Annotated in this window: 17 protein-coding genes and 1 pseudogene; 13 read left to right on the top strand and 5 right to left on the bottom strand. The window is 38.5% G+C overall.

The genetic code is table 11. From position 1 onward, the window contains the following. Positions 1–4: 4 nt before the first annotated feature. From smpB to CORI_RS03520, 9 genes and pseudogenes are all read left to right on the top strand, one after another. The gene (gene smpB / locus CORI_RS03560; RefSeq protein WP_172200569.1) at positions 5–460 is read left to right on the top strand and encodes an SsrA-binding protein SmpB; all 456 of its coding nucleotides are present in this window, start codon (positions 5–7) and stop codon (positions 458–460) included. Positions 461–517: 57 nt separating this feature from the next. Beyond that, positions 518–1123, top strand: a complete 606-nt coding sequence (locus tag CORI_RS03555) for a TlpA family protein disulfide reductase (protein ID WP_173030831.1) — start codon at positions 518–520, stop codon at positions 1121–1123. Then, entirely contained in the window at positions 1113–1424 is a 312-nt protein-coding gene (locus CORI_RS03550; protein ID WP_173030830.1) for an ATP-dependent Clp protease adaptor ClpS, read from the top strand. Before CORI_RS03555 ends, CORI_RS03550 begins: the two co-directional genes overlap by 11 nt. Next, positions 1424–3590: pseudogene (locus CORI_RS03545) on the top strand (AAA family ATPase). Before CORI_RS03550 ends, CORI_RS03545 begins: the two are co-directional and overlap by 1 nt. 17 nt (positions 3591–3607) lie before the next feature. After that, positions 3608–4288 carry a leucyl/phenylalanyl-tRNA--protein transferase gene (aat, locus tag CORI_RS03540; protein ID WP_173030829.1) on the top strand — a complete coding sequence of 227 codons (681 nt, stop codon included), beginning with the start codon at positions 3608–3610 and terminating at the stop codon, positions 4286–4288. 65 nt (positions 4289–4353) lie between these two features. Beyond that, positions 4354–4791: a flagellar basal body rod protein FlgB gene (flgB, locus tag CORI_RS03535; RefSeq protein WP_169942006.1), complete on the top strand. Its 438-nt coding sequence runs from the start codon at positions 4354–4356 to the stop codon at positions 4789–4791. An 11-nt stretch (positions 4792–4802) separates the two neighbouring features. Beyond that, positions 4803–5297 carry a flagellar basal body rod protein FlgC gene (gene flgC, locus CORI_RS03530; protein WP_173030828.1) on the top strand — a complete coding sequence of 165 codons (495 nt, stop codon included), beginning with the start codon at positions 4803–4805 and terminating at the stop codon, positions 5295–5297. A gap of 5 nt (positions 5298–5302) precedes the next feature. Next, positions 5303–5599, top strand: a complete 297-nt coding sequence (fliE, locus tag CORI_RS03525; protein WP_173030827.1) for a flagellar hook-basal body complex protein FliE — start codon at positions 5303–5305, stop codon at positions 5597–5599. Between the two features lie 6 nt (positions 5600–5605). Beyond that, the gene (locus CORI_RS03520) at positions 5606–7393 is read left to right on the top strand and encodes a penicillin-binding protein 2 (RefSeq protein ID WP_173030826.1); all 1788 of its coding nucleotides are present in this window, start codon (positions 5606–5608) and stop codon (positions 7391–7393) included. A gap of 38 nt (positions 7394–7431) precedes the next feature. Here the strand turns inward: CORI_RS03520 and CORI_RS03515 are convergent, their stop codons facing one another. From CORI_RS03515 to CORI_RS03500, 4 genes are all read right to left on the bottom strand, one after another. After that, entirely contained in the window at positions 7432–8016 is a 585-nt protein-coding gene (locus CORI_RS03515; RefSeq protein WP_173030825.1) for a hypothetical protein, read from the bottom strand. A gap of 133 nt (positions 8017–8149) precedes the next feature. Next, on the bottom strand, positions 8150–8617 hold the full coding sequence (locus tag CORI_RS03510) for a response regulator (protein WP_173030824.1): 468 nt from the start codon (positions 8615–8617) through the stop codon (positions 8150–8152). Between the two features lie 63 nt (positions 8618–8680). Further along, positions 8681–9613 carry a ferrochelatase gene (gene hemH, locus CORI_RS03505; RefSeq protein ID WP_173030823.1) on the bottom strand — a complete coding sequence of 311 codons (933 nt, stop codon included), beginning with the start codon at positions 9611–9613 and terminating at the stop codon, positions 8681–8683. Further along, the gene (locus tag CORI_RS03500) at positions 9610–10500 is read right to left on the bottom strand and encodes a Gfo/Idh/MocA family oxidoreductase (RefSeq protein WP_173030822.1); all 891 of its coding nucleotides are present in this window, start codon (positions 10498–10500) and stop codon (positions 9610–9612) included. The genes hemH and CORI_RS03500 overlap by 4 nt, the downstream gene beginning before the upstream one ends. Before the next feature lie 174 nt (positions 10501–10674). Here CORI_RS03500 and alaS point away from each other — a divergent pair, with 174 nt between their 5' ends. Genes alaS through CORI_RS03480 form a run of 4 tightly spaced genes read left to right on the top strand, consistent with a single transcriptional unit; the run spans position 10675 to position 16245 of the window. Then, positions 10675–13218 (top strand): alanine--tRNA ligase, encoded by a 2544-nt coding sequence (gene alaS, locus CORI_RS03495; RefSeq protein ID WP_173030821.1) that lies wholly within the window; start codon positions 10675–10677, stop codon positions 13216–13218. 51 nt (positions 13219–13269) lie between these two features. Next, positions 13270–13803 (top strand): 3-isopropylmalate dehydratase, encoded by a 534-nt coding sequence (locus CORI_RS03490; RefSeq protein ID WP_173030820.1) that lies wholly within the window; start codon positions 13270–13272, stop codon positions 13801–13803. After that, positions 13772–14317 carry a septum formation inhibitor Maf gene (gene maf, locus CORI_RS03485; RefSeq protein WP_173030819.1) on the top strand — a complete coding sequence of 182 codons (546 nt, stop codon included), beginning with the start codon at positions 13772–13774 and terminating at the stop codon, positions 14315–14317. Before CORI_RS03490 ends, maf begins: the two co-directional genes overlap by 32 nt. Beyond that, positions 14314–16245, top strand: coding sequence for a transglycosylase domain-containing protein (locus tag CORI_RS03480; protein ID WP_173030818.1), 1932 nt, complete (start codon positions 14314–14316; stop codon positions 16243–16245). The genes maf and CORI_RS03480 overlap by 4 nt, the downstream gene beginning before the upstream one ends. A 90-nt stretch (positions 16246–16335) precedes the next feature. Here CORI_RS03480 and CORI_RS03475 read toward each other — a convergent pair whose 3' ends face one another. Further along, complete coding sequence (locus CORI_RS03475; RefSeq protein ID WP_173030817.1) at positions 16336–16860, bottom strand: hypothetical protein; 525 nt, start codon at positions 16858–16860, stop codon at positions 16336–16338. Between the last annotated feature and the right edge of the window lie 4 nt (positions 16861–16864).

The raw sequence follows: 16864 nt of genomic DNA, 5'->3' as shown, positions 1-16864 counted from the left end.
AAAAATGGGCAAGGACTTAGCAAAAAATAAAAAAGCGCTTCATGATTTTACTATACTTGAAACTTTTGAAGCGGGTATCGTACTAAAAGGTAGCGAAGTAAAGGCTTTGCGCGCAGGAAGAGCAAATCTAAAAGACAGCTTCGTGCGCGTGATAAAAGGCGAGATGTTTCTGCTAAACGCTCACATCAGCCACTTGGATACGACGCATTCGCACTTTAGACCCGATGAAAGAGCGCCAAGGAAGCTTTTAATGCACAAAAAGCAGATAGATAAGCTGTTTGGCGCTGTTACGCAAGAGGGGCTAACGCTGGTTGCGCTGGTACTTTATCTAAACGATAAAAATATAGTTAAAGTAAAAGTTGCTCTTGCAAAAGGTAAAAATTTACACGATAAGCGCGAAAGTCTCAAAAAACGCGAGGCCGATAAAGAGGCTCGTGCCGCCATGAAAAGATATATCTAGCCTTGCAAATTTGAGCGTTTTTTCGTAAAATCTATAAAAACTAAAAAAAGGAAAGAGATGAAAAAGATATTTGTAGCGCTTTTATGTGCGCTATTTTTAGTGGGTTGTGGCAAAGAGGATGATAGTGCAAAAGCTCCAAAGAAGATAGAAGGATACAAAACAGGCGAAGAGATTAAGCTTACAAGCGTATTTGGCAAAGACCTCACTCTGCTTAGAACGGATGGGGGCTTCGTGATAAAGGGCGATGAAAGCAAAATTATTATGTTTGATATTTTTGGAACTTTTTGTCCGCCATGCCAAAAAGAAGCGCCTGAACTTATGGATTATCAGCTTAAAAACGACAAAGATTTCATACTTATCGGACTTACTCATTTTGAAAACGTAACAAACGAGTACGTAATCGAAAATTTCGCACAAAAATACAACGCTTACTATTTCATATCAAACGATATGCCTGTAAATGACAAGATAAGCGCGCAACTGCTTGAAGACATCAAATATCCACGTCTTGAATCGGTGCCGATTAAAATGGTACTTAAAAACGGCATTTATCAAACGCTGACCGATATCGGAAGCGGGAATTTCGGAGTGCCTTACTATCTTGGCGGAATTCACATGGGCAAGCTTGAAAAGGATATGGAGCGCATTAGAAATGCCAACTAAAACAGGCAAGCAAGAACACGAATTTACAAGCCTAAAAGACAAGTTGGAGTTTCCGAAGAAATTTAAAGTCATCTTGCTAAACGATGATGTTACGAGTATGGATTTTGTGGTTGATGTATTAACGCAAATTTTTCATCATAGCGCCCAAAACGCTATAACGATAATGCTTAAAGTGCATAATGAAGGAAGTGCGATTTGTGGAGTGTATCCTAAAGAAATTGCACTCAGCAAGCAAGAAGACGTGCGCAAAGCCGCCATTGGCGCGGGGTATCCTTTAAAAGTAAAGGTTGAGGAGGAGTGATGCTGGATTCAAATTTAAGCTATTTTTTAGAAAAAGCGGAGCAGTTTGCTTACTCAAATTCTCACGAATACTTAACTAGCGAGCACATACTCTTCGTGCTTATAAATCTAAACGAAGAGAGCAGAGATATCCTCATAACTGCGGGGCTTAACGATATGGAGTCTCTTAAAAACGACTTAAAAAAATATCTTTCGCAAAATAACGAGCGCATAACGCCGGTTAAGCATCCTCGCATGACTCTTTTGCTGGAGCAAATCTTCAAAGAACTTGGCGATGAGGTAAAAACTCAAAATAAAAATATCGGAATAAAAGATCTGCTCTATAAAATCGCTACAAGCAAGGATAGCTTTTGCGCAAAAGCGCTTGAATTTTATGGAGTTGAAGCGGATAAGCTAAAACAAGAACAAGCAGAAAAGAGCGATAAAGCTCAAAATTTATCAAAATTCTCTATAAATTTAACCGATCTTGCAAGAGAGGGCAAGATAGATCCGCTTATCGGAAGAGAAGTTGAACTTGAACGCATGATGCAAACCTTAAGCCGCAGAAAGAAAAACAATCCCCTGCTTGTAGGAGAAGCGGGTGTCGGAAAAACTGCCATAGTTGAGGGCTTAGCACTTAAGATTGCAAATAAAAAAGTGCCCTATAAACTTCAGGATGTACAAATTTTCGCTCTTGACTTGGGCGCTATGATAGCAGGCACAAAATATAGAGGTGACTTTGAAAAACGCCTAAAAGACGTGATAGATGAAGCAAGCGAGCAAGAAAACGCGATAATCTTTATAGATGAAATTCACACGATTATAGGTGCAGGCTCTACAAGCGGCGGAAGCCTTGATATGTCAAATTTACTAAAACCCGCCCTTGCAAGCGGTGCTCTTCGCTGTATCGGCGCTACTACTTATGCGGAATACAGAAGCTTTTTTGAGAAAGAAAAAGCTCTCTCAAGACGCTTTGCAAAGCTTGACGTAGAAGAGCCTAGCATAGATGAGAGCTTTGAAATTTTAAAAGGGCTTAGAAGTAAATACGAGAAATTTCACGGTGTAAAATATAGCGATGAAATTTTAAAACTAAGCGTGGAGTTAGCTAAAAAATATATAAACGATAGATTTTTGCCCGATAGCGCAATTGATCTAGTAGATGAAGTCGGAGCTAGCCTCTCGCTAAAACAAGCCAAAAATACCAAGGGTCAAACAAAGCGATATAACAGCGGTCGTAAGCAAGATAGCAAATATCCCTGATACAAATTTAAAGACTGACAATATCTCATTCCTTAAAAACTTAGAAAACAAGCTGAAATCTGAAATTTTCGGTCAGGATAGCGCGGTTAAAACTCTAGCCGATGCGATCAAACGCTCATACGCCGGGCTTAAAAACCCAACCTCTCCGATCGGAGTGTTTTTATTTACAGGCTCAAGCGGAGTCGGTAAAAGCGAGCTAGCCATATCGCTGGCAAGAAATTTGGGTATAAATTTCGAGCGCTTTGACATGAGCGAATACATGGAAAAGCACAGCGTTTCAAGACTCATCGGAGCGCCTCCTGGGTATGTGGGCTTTGAAGGCGGAGGCATGCTTACAAACGCTATCAAAAAGCATCCTTATAGCGTGATCTTATTTGACGAGATCGAAAAGGCAAACGACGAGCTTGTGAATGTATTTTTACAAATTTTTGATAGCGCAAGCCTAACCGACAATACCGGCGCAAAGAGTGATTTTAGAAATACTATCATCATAATGACATCAAATTTAGGCTCAAAAGAGGCTCCTAAAATGGGCTTTAGCAAGGATGAAAGCGGCAAAGCAGACAGTGCGGTTAAAAATTTCTTTAGCCCGGAATTTAGAAATAGAATCGACGCGATAGTGCATTTTAACGACCTAAACGAAGACGTGCTAGCTCTCATAACTCAAAAGATACTTGATGAGATAAGCGCAAGTCTGAAAGATAAAAAAGTAGTCATCAAAGCCGATATGAAAGCCAAAAAATACCTTTGGGAAAAAGGATACAGCAAGGAATTTGGCGCTAGAAATCTAAAGCGCGTAGTTCAGGATGAAATTTCAACCAAGCTTAGCGAGGAAATTTTATTTGGCAAACTTAAAAACGGCGGCGTTTTAAATATCGGTGTAAAAGACGGCAAATTAGATTTTAAATTTGATAAATTAGCAAAATAAAACAGATAAGAGCGAGCATGGAAGTGGAATTTACAAGAATTTATAACTTCCCGGACCCAAGCCTTGCTCCTTCAAATGCTCCGCTTTGCATAGGCGGAGATTTAAGTGTTGAGGCGCTTTTGCAAGCTTACGACAAAGGAATCTTTCCTTGGTTTTTACCGCACGAGCCGATATGCTGGTGGTGTCCAGATCCACGAGCAGTGCTGTTTCCAAAAGATATCAGAATCCAAAAAAGCATAAAATCCGCACTTAAAAAATTTAACGTCAAATTTGATCACGACTTTGCAAGTTTTTTACAAATTTGCAAAAACGAACGCGCCGCAAAGGAAGACACTTGGCTAAGCGATAACATCATAAAAGCCTATACTGCGATGTTTAAAGCCGGATATGCTCATAGTGTGGAAGTTTATGAGGATGAAAAACTAATCGGCGGACTTTACGGGCTAGTTTTTGGCAAAGTATTTTGCGGAGAGAGTATGATAAGCCTAAAAACAGGCGCTTCAAAGGTAGCTCTCATAAAGCTTTGCGAGGCCTTGGGCAAATTTGATTTTATGATTGATTGTCAAGTGATGAACGATCACCTTAAATTTATGGGCGCAAAAGCTATGAAGCGCGATGAGTTTTTAAAAATATTTGAAATTTTAAAAAAAGAGCCAAGCGGATTTGAAAATTTTAAAGATTTGGAAAATTTGGTTTAAAATTTAGAATTTTAGGAACAAAACTTGCTTGTAAATCTAGTGAAATTTAATCAAAAAGGCTAAAGATGTTTGCAGGAATATCAAGTTCAAAATCAAAACAGCTAGTAGAAAGCGCATTGGCTAGCAGAAATTTGCGCCAGCAGCTCATATCAAGCAATATCGCAAACATCAATACGCCGTTTTATAAATCACGCGATATCGCATTTGAAAGAGCTCTAAGCGAAAGAGCAGCTGAAATTTACGGCAAAAAAGAAAGTAAAGAGCTTGAGCTTGCCAATACTGACGAGGCTCATTTGCCAAAGGTAAAATTTCCCGACTCAAAGCTAGCTACTATCTTTCTTCGTGACGGACACATGGCTAGAAACGACGGCAACACGGTCGATCTTGATGTGGAGACAACAGAGCTTAGTAAAAATGCGATCATGATAACTGCACTTGATAACGCAATGAAGCGCGATAGCGCAAACTTTAAAAGCGTGATTGAAGCAAGTAGCAAGATTTAAAGGAAATTAAGATGAGTTATTTAAGCGATTTTGATATAAGCGGATACGGACTAAGCGCACAGAGATTTAGAATGAACGTAATTAGCTCAAACATAGCTAATGCAAACACTACAAGAACGGCTGAAGGCGGACCTTATCGCCGACACGAAGTGATATTTAAAGCGGTTGATTTCGATAGCACGCTAAATGAGCAAATCGCAAAAAAAACGAACATGCTTGAGTATGAAAACCCGCTTAATGATAGCTTTTGGCAAAAAGACGCAAAACCTGCTATAATGAGCGTCGTAGTTGATAAAGTGGTGCGCGACGATAAGGATTTTAAACTAAAATATGATCCAAGCCACCCTGATGCTAATGCCAAAGGATACGTCGCATATCCAAATATAAATCCGGTCATCGAAATGGCTGATCTGATCGAGGCTACAAGAGCCTATCAGGCAAACGTCTCTGCATTTCAAAGCGCAAAGACGATCGCTCAAAGTGCGATAGAACTATTAAGAGGTTAATAAAAATGACAAATATCGATAAAATCAGCTCTTTTGCTTCGCCATTTAAAAAAGAAAATGCGAATTTGACTCAAAAAAGCGAAAATGAATTTGCAACCATGCTTGATAATTCGCTTAAAGAGCTAAACGAAGTACAAGTAAATGCCGATAAAGCAATCGCCGATCTAGCAACAGGCGAAGTAAAAGACCTTCATCAAGCCGCAATCGCCATAGGCAAGGCGGAAACCAGCATGAAGCTAATGCTTGAAATTCGCAACAAAGCGCTAAGCGCATACAAAGAGATATCAAGGACACAAATTTAGCCTTAAATGAACTCTAGAAAATCAAAAATTTTAATTTTATTTTCACTAATTGTATTTGGGATATCTATATTTTTAGCGGTTATCTTTTATAGAGCAAACATCGAAAGACGCCTGCCAAAGCTTGAAACAAGCGAAGTAAACACTGCACTTCGCGGCAATATAGTCACAAAAGACGGATTTAGCGTCGCAAGTAGCCAAAAACTTTATAAAGTAATGGTCGATACGAGAAATATCGATCCAAACAAAAAAGATCTCTTTGTTAAGCTTTATTCACTTTACAGTGGAGATGATCCAAAAAAGGTTAAAAAAAGCATAAACAGCACAAAAGGGCTTGTAACTCTCTCTTATAAAATCGACTCTAAAGGCGCCGCTTACCTTCAAGAGCTTGCAAGAAAGCTGTACAGAAAGAAAATTTTTGTTCCTTACGAAGATCCTAATACCGGCATAGCATCTCTTCGCGGCATGAGTATAGTCGAAAGCGGCGAAAGCAGGCAGTATATGGCAAAAGACGCCTTAACTCCGCTTATAGGCTACGTAAAAAAGATAGAAAAAGAAAATATCACCAAAGTTACCGGTGTAAAAGGTGTTGAGAAGTCATACGAATACTACATTTCGGCTATTCAAGACGCTAAAATTTTAGGACCCAAGGATATCGGAAACAATATCATCTTAACAAGCGATTCAAATTTAGCCAACCGTGTAGATGGGTATGATACCATCTTAACGGTCTCTCTTAAATTTCAAAGCGCATTAGAGCAAATCATAGACGAAAGAAAAGAATTTCTAAACGCAAAAGAGATAATCGTAGGCGTTATGGAGTCTAAAACCGGCGAACTGCTGGCACTTGCAACCACTTCAAGATACAATCCTTCAAATATAAAAAAGCAAGATTATAAATCCTTAAATTCATCGGCAACCGAATATGCTTACGAGGTGGGCTCGGTATTTAAGCCGTTTATTTTTGCACTTTTGCTTGCCGAAGATAAGCTAAATCCCTTCGAGCGCATAAACACCTATAACGGCAAATATCAGCTTGGCAAACGTACAATAAGAGATACTCATCCGCAGCCCTTTATGACCGCAGAAGACGTGCTTGCGCACTCATCAAATATCGGCATGATACAGATAGCCCAGCGTCTTGAAGGCTCGCAAATTTACTCGGGGCTTTTAAATTTCGGCTTCACACAAAAAACGGGTATCGATATGCCATACGAACAAGTGGGCAATATGCCTCCCGTAGCAAAGCTAAACTCGCAAATTTATAAAGCGACTATCAGCTACGGATACGGTCTTCAAGCGACTTTTATACAGCTTTTAAAAGCGTATAATGTTTTTAATAACAAAGGATTTATGGTAACGCCAAAAGTTGTGAGCTCTCTTTACAAAAACGGTAAATTTTATGTAGTAAACAATCCTGAGCCTACGCAAGTACTTACTCAAGATGTAGCAAAACGCATGAAGCGAATACTCATCAAAGCCGTTGAGAGCGGAACGGGCAAAAAAACAAAAACTTCCGGACTTGAAATAGGCGGCAAGACAGGCACGGCTCACATCGCATCTGCAGGCGGTTATTCAAACAAATATAACGGTTCGTTTTTTGGATTTGTAAATGACAGCGAAGGTAGCAGCTATACTATCGGGGTTCTAGTAAGAGAGCCAAAGAAACCATATTATCACTTCGGAGCTCAAAGCGCTCTGCCTGTGTTTAAAAAGACGGTTGATCTGATGATTGAAGAGGGATTTTTAAAACTTGATAACACAAACGAAACAGAAGAGAAAAAGACTAAAAAATAGTTTTATAGTATATAGCTAAAGCCAAATTTCACACAAATTTAAATTTTAATCTCTAAAATATTCATAAGTATAAAAGCCGAGCAAATCATAAATATAAGCAACAATCCTGCTATTAAAAGCCTATCTTTTATAAAATTTCCGCTTACTATATCTCTTAAATTATAAGCCATTACGCATATCACGACAATCGAACTAAAATAATAAACAAACCAGCTTAATCCGTCTAAATTAAATGAATGAAGAAGAACAAGAGCGTTAAAAGCTATAGACACTACTGCACAAACAACAGCTATAGTAAATGAAACACCATAAGATATAAATCCGGCATGATCTTTCATATATGTTTTTAAAGATCTCGAACAGAAAAATATAAAAGTAACAGCTATAATGATATAGTTTTTCGTAAAATCAACTACCATATCATATAAGACGGTGATTCCGCTTGTAAGCAGATCAAGCTCCATCATTATATTATAAACTATGGCTATAAAAAGCATAGATACAACTAAAACTATAAAAGTAATAACCGAAGAGATAATAAGCGTCAAAACTATTGCCCATAGAGTTTCAAGCGTTCCATAGGGCTTAAGATCGCTATTTTTTATAAATTCTTTTAAATTCAACTTAAAACAACTTTTTTATAAATTTATTAATTCATATAAATAACAACAGGACTTATCTCAAAGCAAATTTAAAACTAAAAGTAAGCTCAAATATATTATAAATAAAAATTTCAAGATAAAATATTAACATAATTTAAATTATATTCAAAACGAAGCTTAAAGGTGATGCGTGTCTAGCAAGCTTTTGCTGTTTTTCAAGAAGTGAATTATCCTGAGCTTTGGCAAGCAAATCTTTTCTAAATTTTTCAAGCATATCTTCAAGCACAGCAAGAAGCTCTTTGATCTCATTTGCGCTTTTGCTTTTTACGCTCTCTTCATCAAGCCCAAGAATTTTGATGAGTTCTGCTCGCTTTGCCTCGACCTTCTCTTCTATCTTTAGCTCGTTTAGATAGCTTATAAATTTAATTGACCCCATCTTGGTTAAATTTTGCCTAAAGCTATCCACATCCATGCTCTTTAGCGAGCTTTTAGCCTTTAAATTTATGCTTTCCAACTCTTTTTGAAATTCACTTTTGTCGTTTTGAATGATTTTTTGAGACTTGTAAAGGTTGTTTAAATCCTCTAAAAATTTAAGTGCGGAATTTTCGCTTGATATCTTCAAATTTTCTCCTTGCGATAAATAATCATTAAAGATAAAAAGCAAATTTTATTCCGCTTTAGTTTATTATTTTAAGGCTATCTGAATTAAAAATTTAGCAAATTCTTCGCTGTCGTTAGGGCAAGTAACAACATCATAATACTCAAATTTAAGCTCATCGGCTACATCTTTATACTCTTTTGCCAACTCAAAAACGCTCTCTGAATTATCTATACAAAAAGATATAGGATAGATTAGCGCTTTTTTATTTTCAAGTTTTGCCAGTTCATCGCCAAGCGCCGGCTCAAGCCATTTTACAGGTCCTAAACGCGACTGATAAGCAACACGAATTTCTTTAAATTTCATCTCTTTATTGATTAAAGCAGAAAGAATTTCAACATGCTCTAAAGTATGCTTTTCATAAACATCACCATTGTCTATAATCTTTTGAGGTAAAGAGTGAGCAGAAAATATAAGCGTTATTTCCTCTGTTTTTAAATCTCTTACCATATTTTTTATAGAATTTACTATGACCTTATTATAAACTTCATCTTTATAAAACGGCTCTATGATTTTCACTTTAGCCTTTAAATTTAGCTCTTCAAACGCTTTGTTAAAATCATTTAAGCTTGAAATTACGGTTGTTATAGAGTGATGAGGATATAAAGGCAAAACTATAATCTCATCAAAATTTTCATACTTTTTAAGCACCTCTTTTGCAAAAGGCGGAGTGTAATTCATAGCAAAATCAACCGCATCAAATTCATCGCTTAAGCTTGAAATTTTACCGCATAGTTTTTGGGTTATCTCGCAAATGGGCGACTTGCCTCCGATTTGTTCGTAGTTATGCGTAGCCTCTTTAAGTCTAGAGCGAGTTATCATAAAGGCTATAAATTTACGCAAAAATTTATTTTTAATCCCTAATATACAGGGGTCGTTAAACATATTTTTTAAAAATACCTCAACCTCGCTAAGATTATTTGGTCCGCCCATATTTAAAAGCAGCAAAAGCCTTTTCATGCGCACACTCCATAAACCTTAAGCACCTCGTCAAAGCTTGCCAAATTTTCGAATTTTCCCAATTCGCAAAGCTTACCAAATTCTATCTGAGCCATTCTTGCAGGCGATATATCACAATTTACTTTCAAATTTTGCTGTCCTTCGGCAGTGTATTTATTAAGTTTGAGTCCAAGCAAATCGCCAAAATAAATTCCGCTCTTTGCCGCTACTTCCACTATAAAACGGTTGATAGGATACTCTTTTGAGCCGTGAATACTAACCAAAGATTGATTTTTCATCTTTAGCTCATAAAGCATACTAAGAGCCTCTTTTTTGTTGTCGTTTTTGGATTCGAATTTAAAAAATCCCCCCACTTCACTGCTTGTTAAATACCTTGCCAAATCGATATTATAAAGCATTTGCATAGACAAATTTTCATCTTTGCAAATACCGCAAGTAATATTTATAGAGTAAATTTTTTCCTCTTTTTCAAGAGATTTTTTTAAAGAGGCTATCACGGGGTTAAATCTATCGCAAAGGCACATAGCGCTTACAGCTCCGCTTAAATTCGAGCAGTATTTCATCTCCTGAATAGCGCTACTGCTTTTAGCTAAAGGTGCATTTATAAAGATAAATTTAGATGCTTTTACACACTTTGAAAACAGATTAAAATACTCTATTCCGTCAGTTATTATAAGCGCTTCGGGATTTGTTATCTCAAAAAGCTCGTTTATATCATCATAAATTTCAACTCTGGCATGATTATCGCCGCATTTATTACTATAAATTCCCACCAGTTCAAAATCATCAGATCTTCTAAGCTCGTTATAGTGCATTTTGCCGATATCTTCAAAGCCTATGATCGCAAGGCGTTTTTTCATAATCTCATCCGTTTTTTTGATAGACATTATATTTTATTTTGGTAATTATATGTTTAATCCACTTTAAATTTCGTAAAATATATTTTACAATGTAACAAATTTCAAACCCTCTTGACGCTAACTTTAAAACCAAGCCTTTAAAAATTTAATGAAAAATATGGTAAAATCAGCACTATTTTATAAAATTTGATAGGAAAAATTATGGATATCAGACAGGCTTATTTGGATTATTTTGCAAGCAAAGGCCACGAGATCATACCTTCATCGCCGCTTGTACCAAACGATGCGACGTTGCTTTTTACAAACGCAGGGATGGTGCCTTTTAAAAGCATATTCACAGGCGAAGTTCCACGCCCTACTCCGCCTATCCGCACTAGTTGCCAAACCTGCATAAGAGCGGGCGGTAAGCATAACGATCTTGATAATGTGGGCTATACTGCGCGCCACCACACGTTTTTTGAAATGCTTGGGAATTTCAGTTTTGGCGAATACTTTAAAAAAGACGCGATCGCTTACGCTTGGGAATTTGTTACAGATGTACTAAAGCTGCCTAAAGATCGCCTCTATGTCACGGTTCATGAAAGCGATGACGAGGCTTATGCTATGTGGCAAGAGCATATATCAAAAGAGAGAATTTACAAATTTGGCGACAAAGATAACTTCTGGCAGATGGGCGATACGGGTCCTTGCGGTCCTTGTTCGGAGATTTTTTACGATCAAGGGGCGGAGCACTTTAACTCAGATGAGGACTATATGGGCGGTGACGGAGATAGGTTTCTTGAAATTTGGAACCTTGTCTTTATGCAATACGAAAGAAGCGCGGACGGTAAGCTAACTCCGCTTCCAAAACCGTCAATCGATACCGGTATGGGTTTAGAGCGCGTAACTGCAATAATGGAAGGCAAATTTAGCAACTACGATAGCTCTCTTTTCATGCCGATTATAAATGAAGTGGCTAAAATTTGCGGCAAACCTTACGAATACGAAAGCGGGGCTAGCTACCGTGTGATTAGCGATCATATACGCTCGGTTACATTCCTGCTTGCTCAAGGCGTAGGCTTTGACAAAGAAGGGCGCGGATACGTCCTAAGAAGAATTTTACGTCGCGCGATTCGCCACGGATACCTGCTTGGTATTAAAGAGCCGTTTATGTATAGGCTGGTTGATCAAGTATGCGAGCTGATGGGCTCTCACTACACTTATCTAAACGAGAAAAAAGATACGGTTAAAGAGCAAATTCGCCTTGAAGAGGAGAGGTTTTTAACCACTATCGCTTCAGGACTTGAGCTATTTAACGACGAGTTGGCAAAAACAAAAGAAATTTTTAGCGGAGATGCGGCGTTTAAGCTTTATGACACTTTCGGCTTCCCGCTTGATCTAACAGCCGATATGCTTAGAGATAAGGGATTAAGGGTTGATGAGGAGAGGTTTGATGAGCTTATGAACGAGCAAAAAAGCCGCGCAAAAGCCGCATGGAAAGGAAGCGGAGACAAAAGCGCAAAAGGCGATTTTAAAGAGCTTTTAGAGGAATTTGGCGAAAATAAATTTAGCGGTTATGAAACCCTAGAGCAAAAGAGCAAAATTTTAGCTCTGCTTGATGATGATTTCAAACGCGTTTCAAGCTTAAAAGCAGACCAAGTCGGCTGGATCATGCTTGATGTAACGCCGTTTTATGCTCAAAGCGGCGGTCAGTGTGCGGATGAAGGCGAGATAAAAAATTTTGCCAAAGTGCTTGATACGCAAAAATTCTTTGGGCTAAATTTATCTCAAATTTCAGTTACCAAAGAGTTAAAAGCAGGAGATGAAGTTGAGGCGAAAGTTTCTAACGAAAGAAGCGAGATAGCGCGCCACCACAGCGCAACTCACCTTTTACACTCGGCTTTGATTAAAATTTTAGGCAGTCATATAGCCCAAGCCGGCTCAAGCGTAGAGGCAAATAAGCTTAGGTTTGACTTCTCGCATCCTAAAGCGCTAACAAGCGAAGAGCTTGAAAAGATAGAAAACTTCGTAAATAACGCGATAGCTAAGGGAGCGCAAGCCAAAATAGAAATAATGGACTTAGATGAAGCCAAAAATAGCGGAGCGATAGCTCTATTTGGCGAAAAATACGGCGAAAAAGTGCGCGTGCTAAGCTTTGGCGATGTGAGTAAAGAGCTTTGCGGAGGAACGCACGTAAAAGATATAAGCGAGATCGGAGCCTTTTTTATCGTTAAAGAAAGCGGAGTAAGTGCCGGCGTAAGAAGAATAGAGGCGGTTTGCTCTAAGGCTGCGGTAAATTTAGCAAGAGAGTTTAGAGCCGAACTTGACGAGCTAAAATCCGAGCTAAAAAGCGTCGAGCCTATAAATGCGGTTAAAAAACTAAAAAACGAGATAAAGGCACTAAAAGACGAGCTTAAAAATGCAGGCGGTTCAAAAGCCATAAATTTAAGCGAGGTAAACGGCGTAAAATTTGGAGTTGAGATCTTGCAAGGCGGCGATATCAAAACCGCGATTGACGAGCTTAAAAACGCAAATGAACGCGTTGCAGTGCTGTTTATGCAGGAAAAAGAAGGCAAAGCGATAATCGCCGCAGGAGTCAAAAACGCAAATTTAAAAGCCGGAGAATGGGTTAAATTTATAGCTCAAATTTTAGGCGGCAACGGCGGAGGAAGAGATGACTTTGCTACCGCAGGCGGAAAAGACATCGGCAAAATGAATGAAGCAAAAGAGGCGGCGGTGAAATTCGCAAAAGAAAAACTAGCATAGTGAGCAAAGATAGCTTGCGTCCTTTGACGTATTATTTTTAAAAGGATAAAAATGCCCGAATTTAACATCGCATTTGCAAAATTAAGCCACATCATTCCGTTTTTGCACATAAGCGCGACTATAGTATTTATAGGATTTCAGGCTTGCTTTTGGTTTATGTGTAAATTTTTCATGCAAGGCATAGCAAACAACCACAAAAGATACCTGATGGTTATAGAAGCTCTTAAGCGCCTTGGATACGCGGTTTATGCGGCTTTATCAGTGATGGCGGTAACGGGCATTCTTATCAAGAATAGCGACTATTCAAAGATCGCAGATCCTATGTCAAACACGATAATAGCGACAAAATGGACGATATTTGCCTTCTTGCTCATAAACGTCCTTTACGTAACATACAGGCTAAAAAAAGCTATCAAATCAATCGATGACAGCGAGTATATCGAGCTTCACGAAAATTTAATCGTAATAATTTATTATTTTATACCGCTTAACGTTTTAACGTTGTTGCGGCTTTATTTGCGACCTATCTTGGTGTCGCATATAGGGGGTTTTAATGATAATTTTAGCTTCAAGTTCGGTTACTAGAGCTAAAATTTTAGAAGAGAACGGAGTAGCTTTCAAGCAAATTTCCTTTGAATTTGACGAAAGCGGTATAAGTAAAAAACTGCCTCCTGCAAGCTATGTGCTAAAAATAGTTCAAAACAAAAAAGAGCAGTTTTTAAAAGCCTATCCGAATTTAAAAAACATACTTCTTGCAGATAGTGCGGTCGTGTGCGGGGATGAAATTTTAGGCAAGGCAAAAGACGCCAAAGACGCTATCAGAATGCTAAATTTACAAAGCGAAAGCACGACCAAGATAATAACCGCAATGATATTTTTAGGCGAAAATTTCGAGCTTATAAACGTAAGCGTGGCGGCCTATGAGTTTGGCAAATTTGACAAAAAAGAACTTGAAGCCTACATCAAAAGCAACGAGTGGCAAGGCAAAGCCGGAGCCATGATGATAGAGGGCTTTAACAAAAAATACATCCTAAAACAAACAGGCAACGAAAGCACAGCCAGAGGGTTAAACTACGAACAATTAAAGGCATTTTTATGAGATATATAGTTTCGTTTCTTTTTATCGTATTTGTTTCCGCGTCCGCGGCAATTATCTATCTTTACTCGCAAATTCGATTTGATGCGACAAACATCATCGAATTTAAGCCAAAGCTAACGACTCAAATTTACGATAGAAACGGCGAGCTAATCGCTAATATCTTTGATGAAGAAAATAGAATTTACGCAAGATACGACGAGATACCTCCGCGCCTTATAGAAGCTCTTGTGGCGATCGAAGATACGAGCTTTTTTGAGCATGGCGGAGTAAATCCAGAAGCCATCACAAGAGCGATCATAAAAGACATCAAAGCCAGAAAGCTTGTAGAGGGTGCTAGCACCATCACTCAGCAGCTCGTAAAAAATATGGTCTTAACCCGCGAGAAGAAATTTACAAGAAAAATAAAAGAGATGGTTCTTGCTATGAAGCTTGAAAACGAGCTTAGCAAGGAAGAAATTTTAGAGCGATACCTAAATCACGTATATTTTGGACATGGTTATCACGGTATAAAAACAGCCGCAAAGGGGTATTTTAGAAAGGAGCTAAACGAACTTAGCCTAAAAGAGATAGCCATACTCGTGGGTCTTCCAAAAGCCCCAAGCACATACGATCCTACCAGACATCTTGACTTGTCGCTAAGTCGCGCAAACAACGTTCTTTGGAGGCTGAATATACTCGGCTGGATAAATAAAGAAGAGTATGAAAAGTCTCTCATGGAAACGCCTGTCGTATATGATGATACCCTTACGCAAAACAAAGCTCCTTATATCGTAGACGAGGTTATAAAAGAGGCTTCAAAACACTTTAACGACATAAAAACAGGCGGATATATCATCGAAACAAGCGTTGATCTAAAGATTCAGGATATGGCGATAGAGGCGCTTAAATTCGGGCATAATGAAATTTTAAAGCGAGATAAGGACGCAAACGCTTCAGTGCTAAACGGAGCTATCGTAGTAACATCACCCAAAGACGGGGGTATCTTGGCACTTGTCGGAGGGGTTGATTACTCCAAAAGCAACTACAACCGCGCTACGCAGAGTATGAGGCAACCGGGCTCTAGCTTTAAGCCATTTATCTACCAGATAGCGCTTGATCTGGGCTACTCGCCGATGAGCAAGGCTGCTGATATCTCGCGCGTGTTTGATACGGGTAAAAATCAAGAGGCGTGGAAGCCTAAGAACTATAGCGGCGGCTTTCAAGGCTATATCACACTTAAAGACGCGCTTCGTCAGTCAAGAAACCTAGCTACTATAAATTTACTTAGTGAAATCGGACTTGACACTGTTTATAAACGCTTAAGCGAGCTTGGCTTTAAAAACGTACCAAAAGATTTGTCCGTAGCACTTGGAAGCCTTGGGATCTCTCCGCTTGAGTTTTCTAAATTCTACTCTATATTTTCAAATCAGGGCGAGATGGTTGAGCCAACACTCATTCGAAGAGTTATGAGCGCGCAAAACATAGAAACTATCTTCGAGCCAAAACGCACAAGAGTAACCGAGCCTGAGCAGGCATACCTGATGAACGATATGCTAAAAACCGTCGTAAACAGCGGCACCGGACAAAATGCCAAAATCGCGGGCGTGCAGGTTGCGGGTAAAACGGGAACTACAAACAACAACATAGACGCATGGTTTTGCGGTTATACTCCTGAAATTCAAGTGATCGTATGGTACGGCAACGATAACAACACTCCGATGAGAAAAATCGAGGGTGGCGGACGAACAGCCGCGCCTGTCTTTAAAAAATTTGTGCAAAGTTATATGAAGGAATTTCCAAATTCAAAGAAAAATTTTACCGAACCCGAGGGTGTTTTTCACACGATATATGAGGGCAAAGACGAACTTTATACGAAAATTTCACCGCTTCCAAAGCAAGACGCCGAGGATAATCTAATCAAGCAAGATAACGAAGGGATGATATTTTAATCATCCTTTTGCTTCATATATTTGTTTAACATCAAAACAGCCAAAATTTAGACAACAAGAAGAAATAAGAGCGGTATATTTCAGCTCTTGCTAAACTTCACTTTTTGGCTCAAATTCAATTTTATTCGCCCAAACGCAAGCTATAAAAACCAAAAAACAGATAGGATATGAAAATGCAAGAAAATTTTCCACAATCCCAACATCCAAGTAATCAATAAAAAACAACATAATAAACAAAATCAGTAAATTCCCGATAAACATAAAAAACAACACAGCCATTTCAAGTTTAAAAATTCTAAGGCTAAGTCTAGGATTATTTACAAACAAAAGGCTAAATTTTAGGCTCTTATCTCTCCTTACTCTACGCAAGAAAAAAGCAAGCGAAAAAATAAAAGCACCGATACATAAAGCCCAATAAACAGTATGCTCAGGAGTTTGAAGCGAGCTTGCGATAGACTTTAAAGCAAATTCAAAAGGCATAAGCAGGATAAACAAGACAAGCACGCAAATCCACGCGTAAAAAGGAGCTAAAACGTAAGCTCTAATTTTTCTTAGCGTATTAAATTTTAGCTTTAGATATCCCGGTATTAGGATAAATTTCTCGTCCAAATTCAAGCAC

The organism is Campylobacter sp. CCUG 57310, from assembly GCF_013201975.1.
GTDB classification, from domain to species: Bacteria; Campylobacterota; Campylobacteria; order Campylobacterales; family Campylobacteraceae; genus Campylobacter_A; species Campylobacter_A canis.
This window is presented reverse-complemented; position numbering and strand designations above follow the sequence as displayed.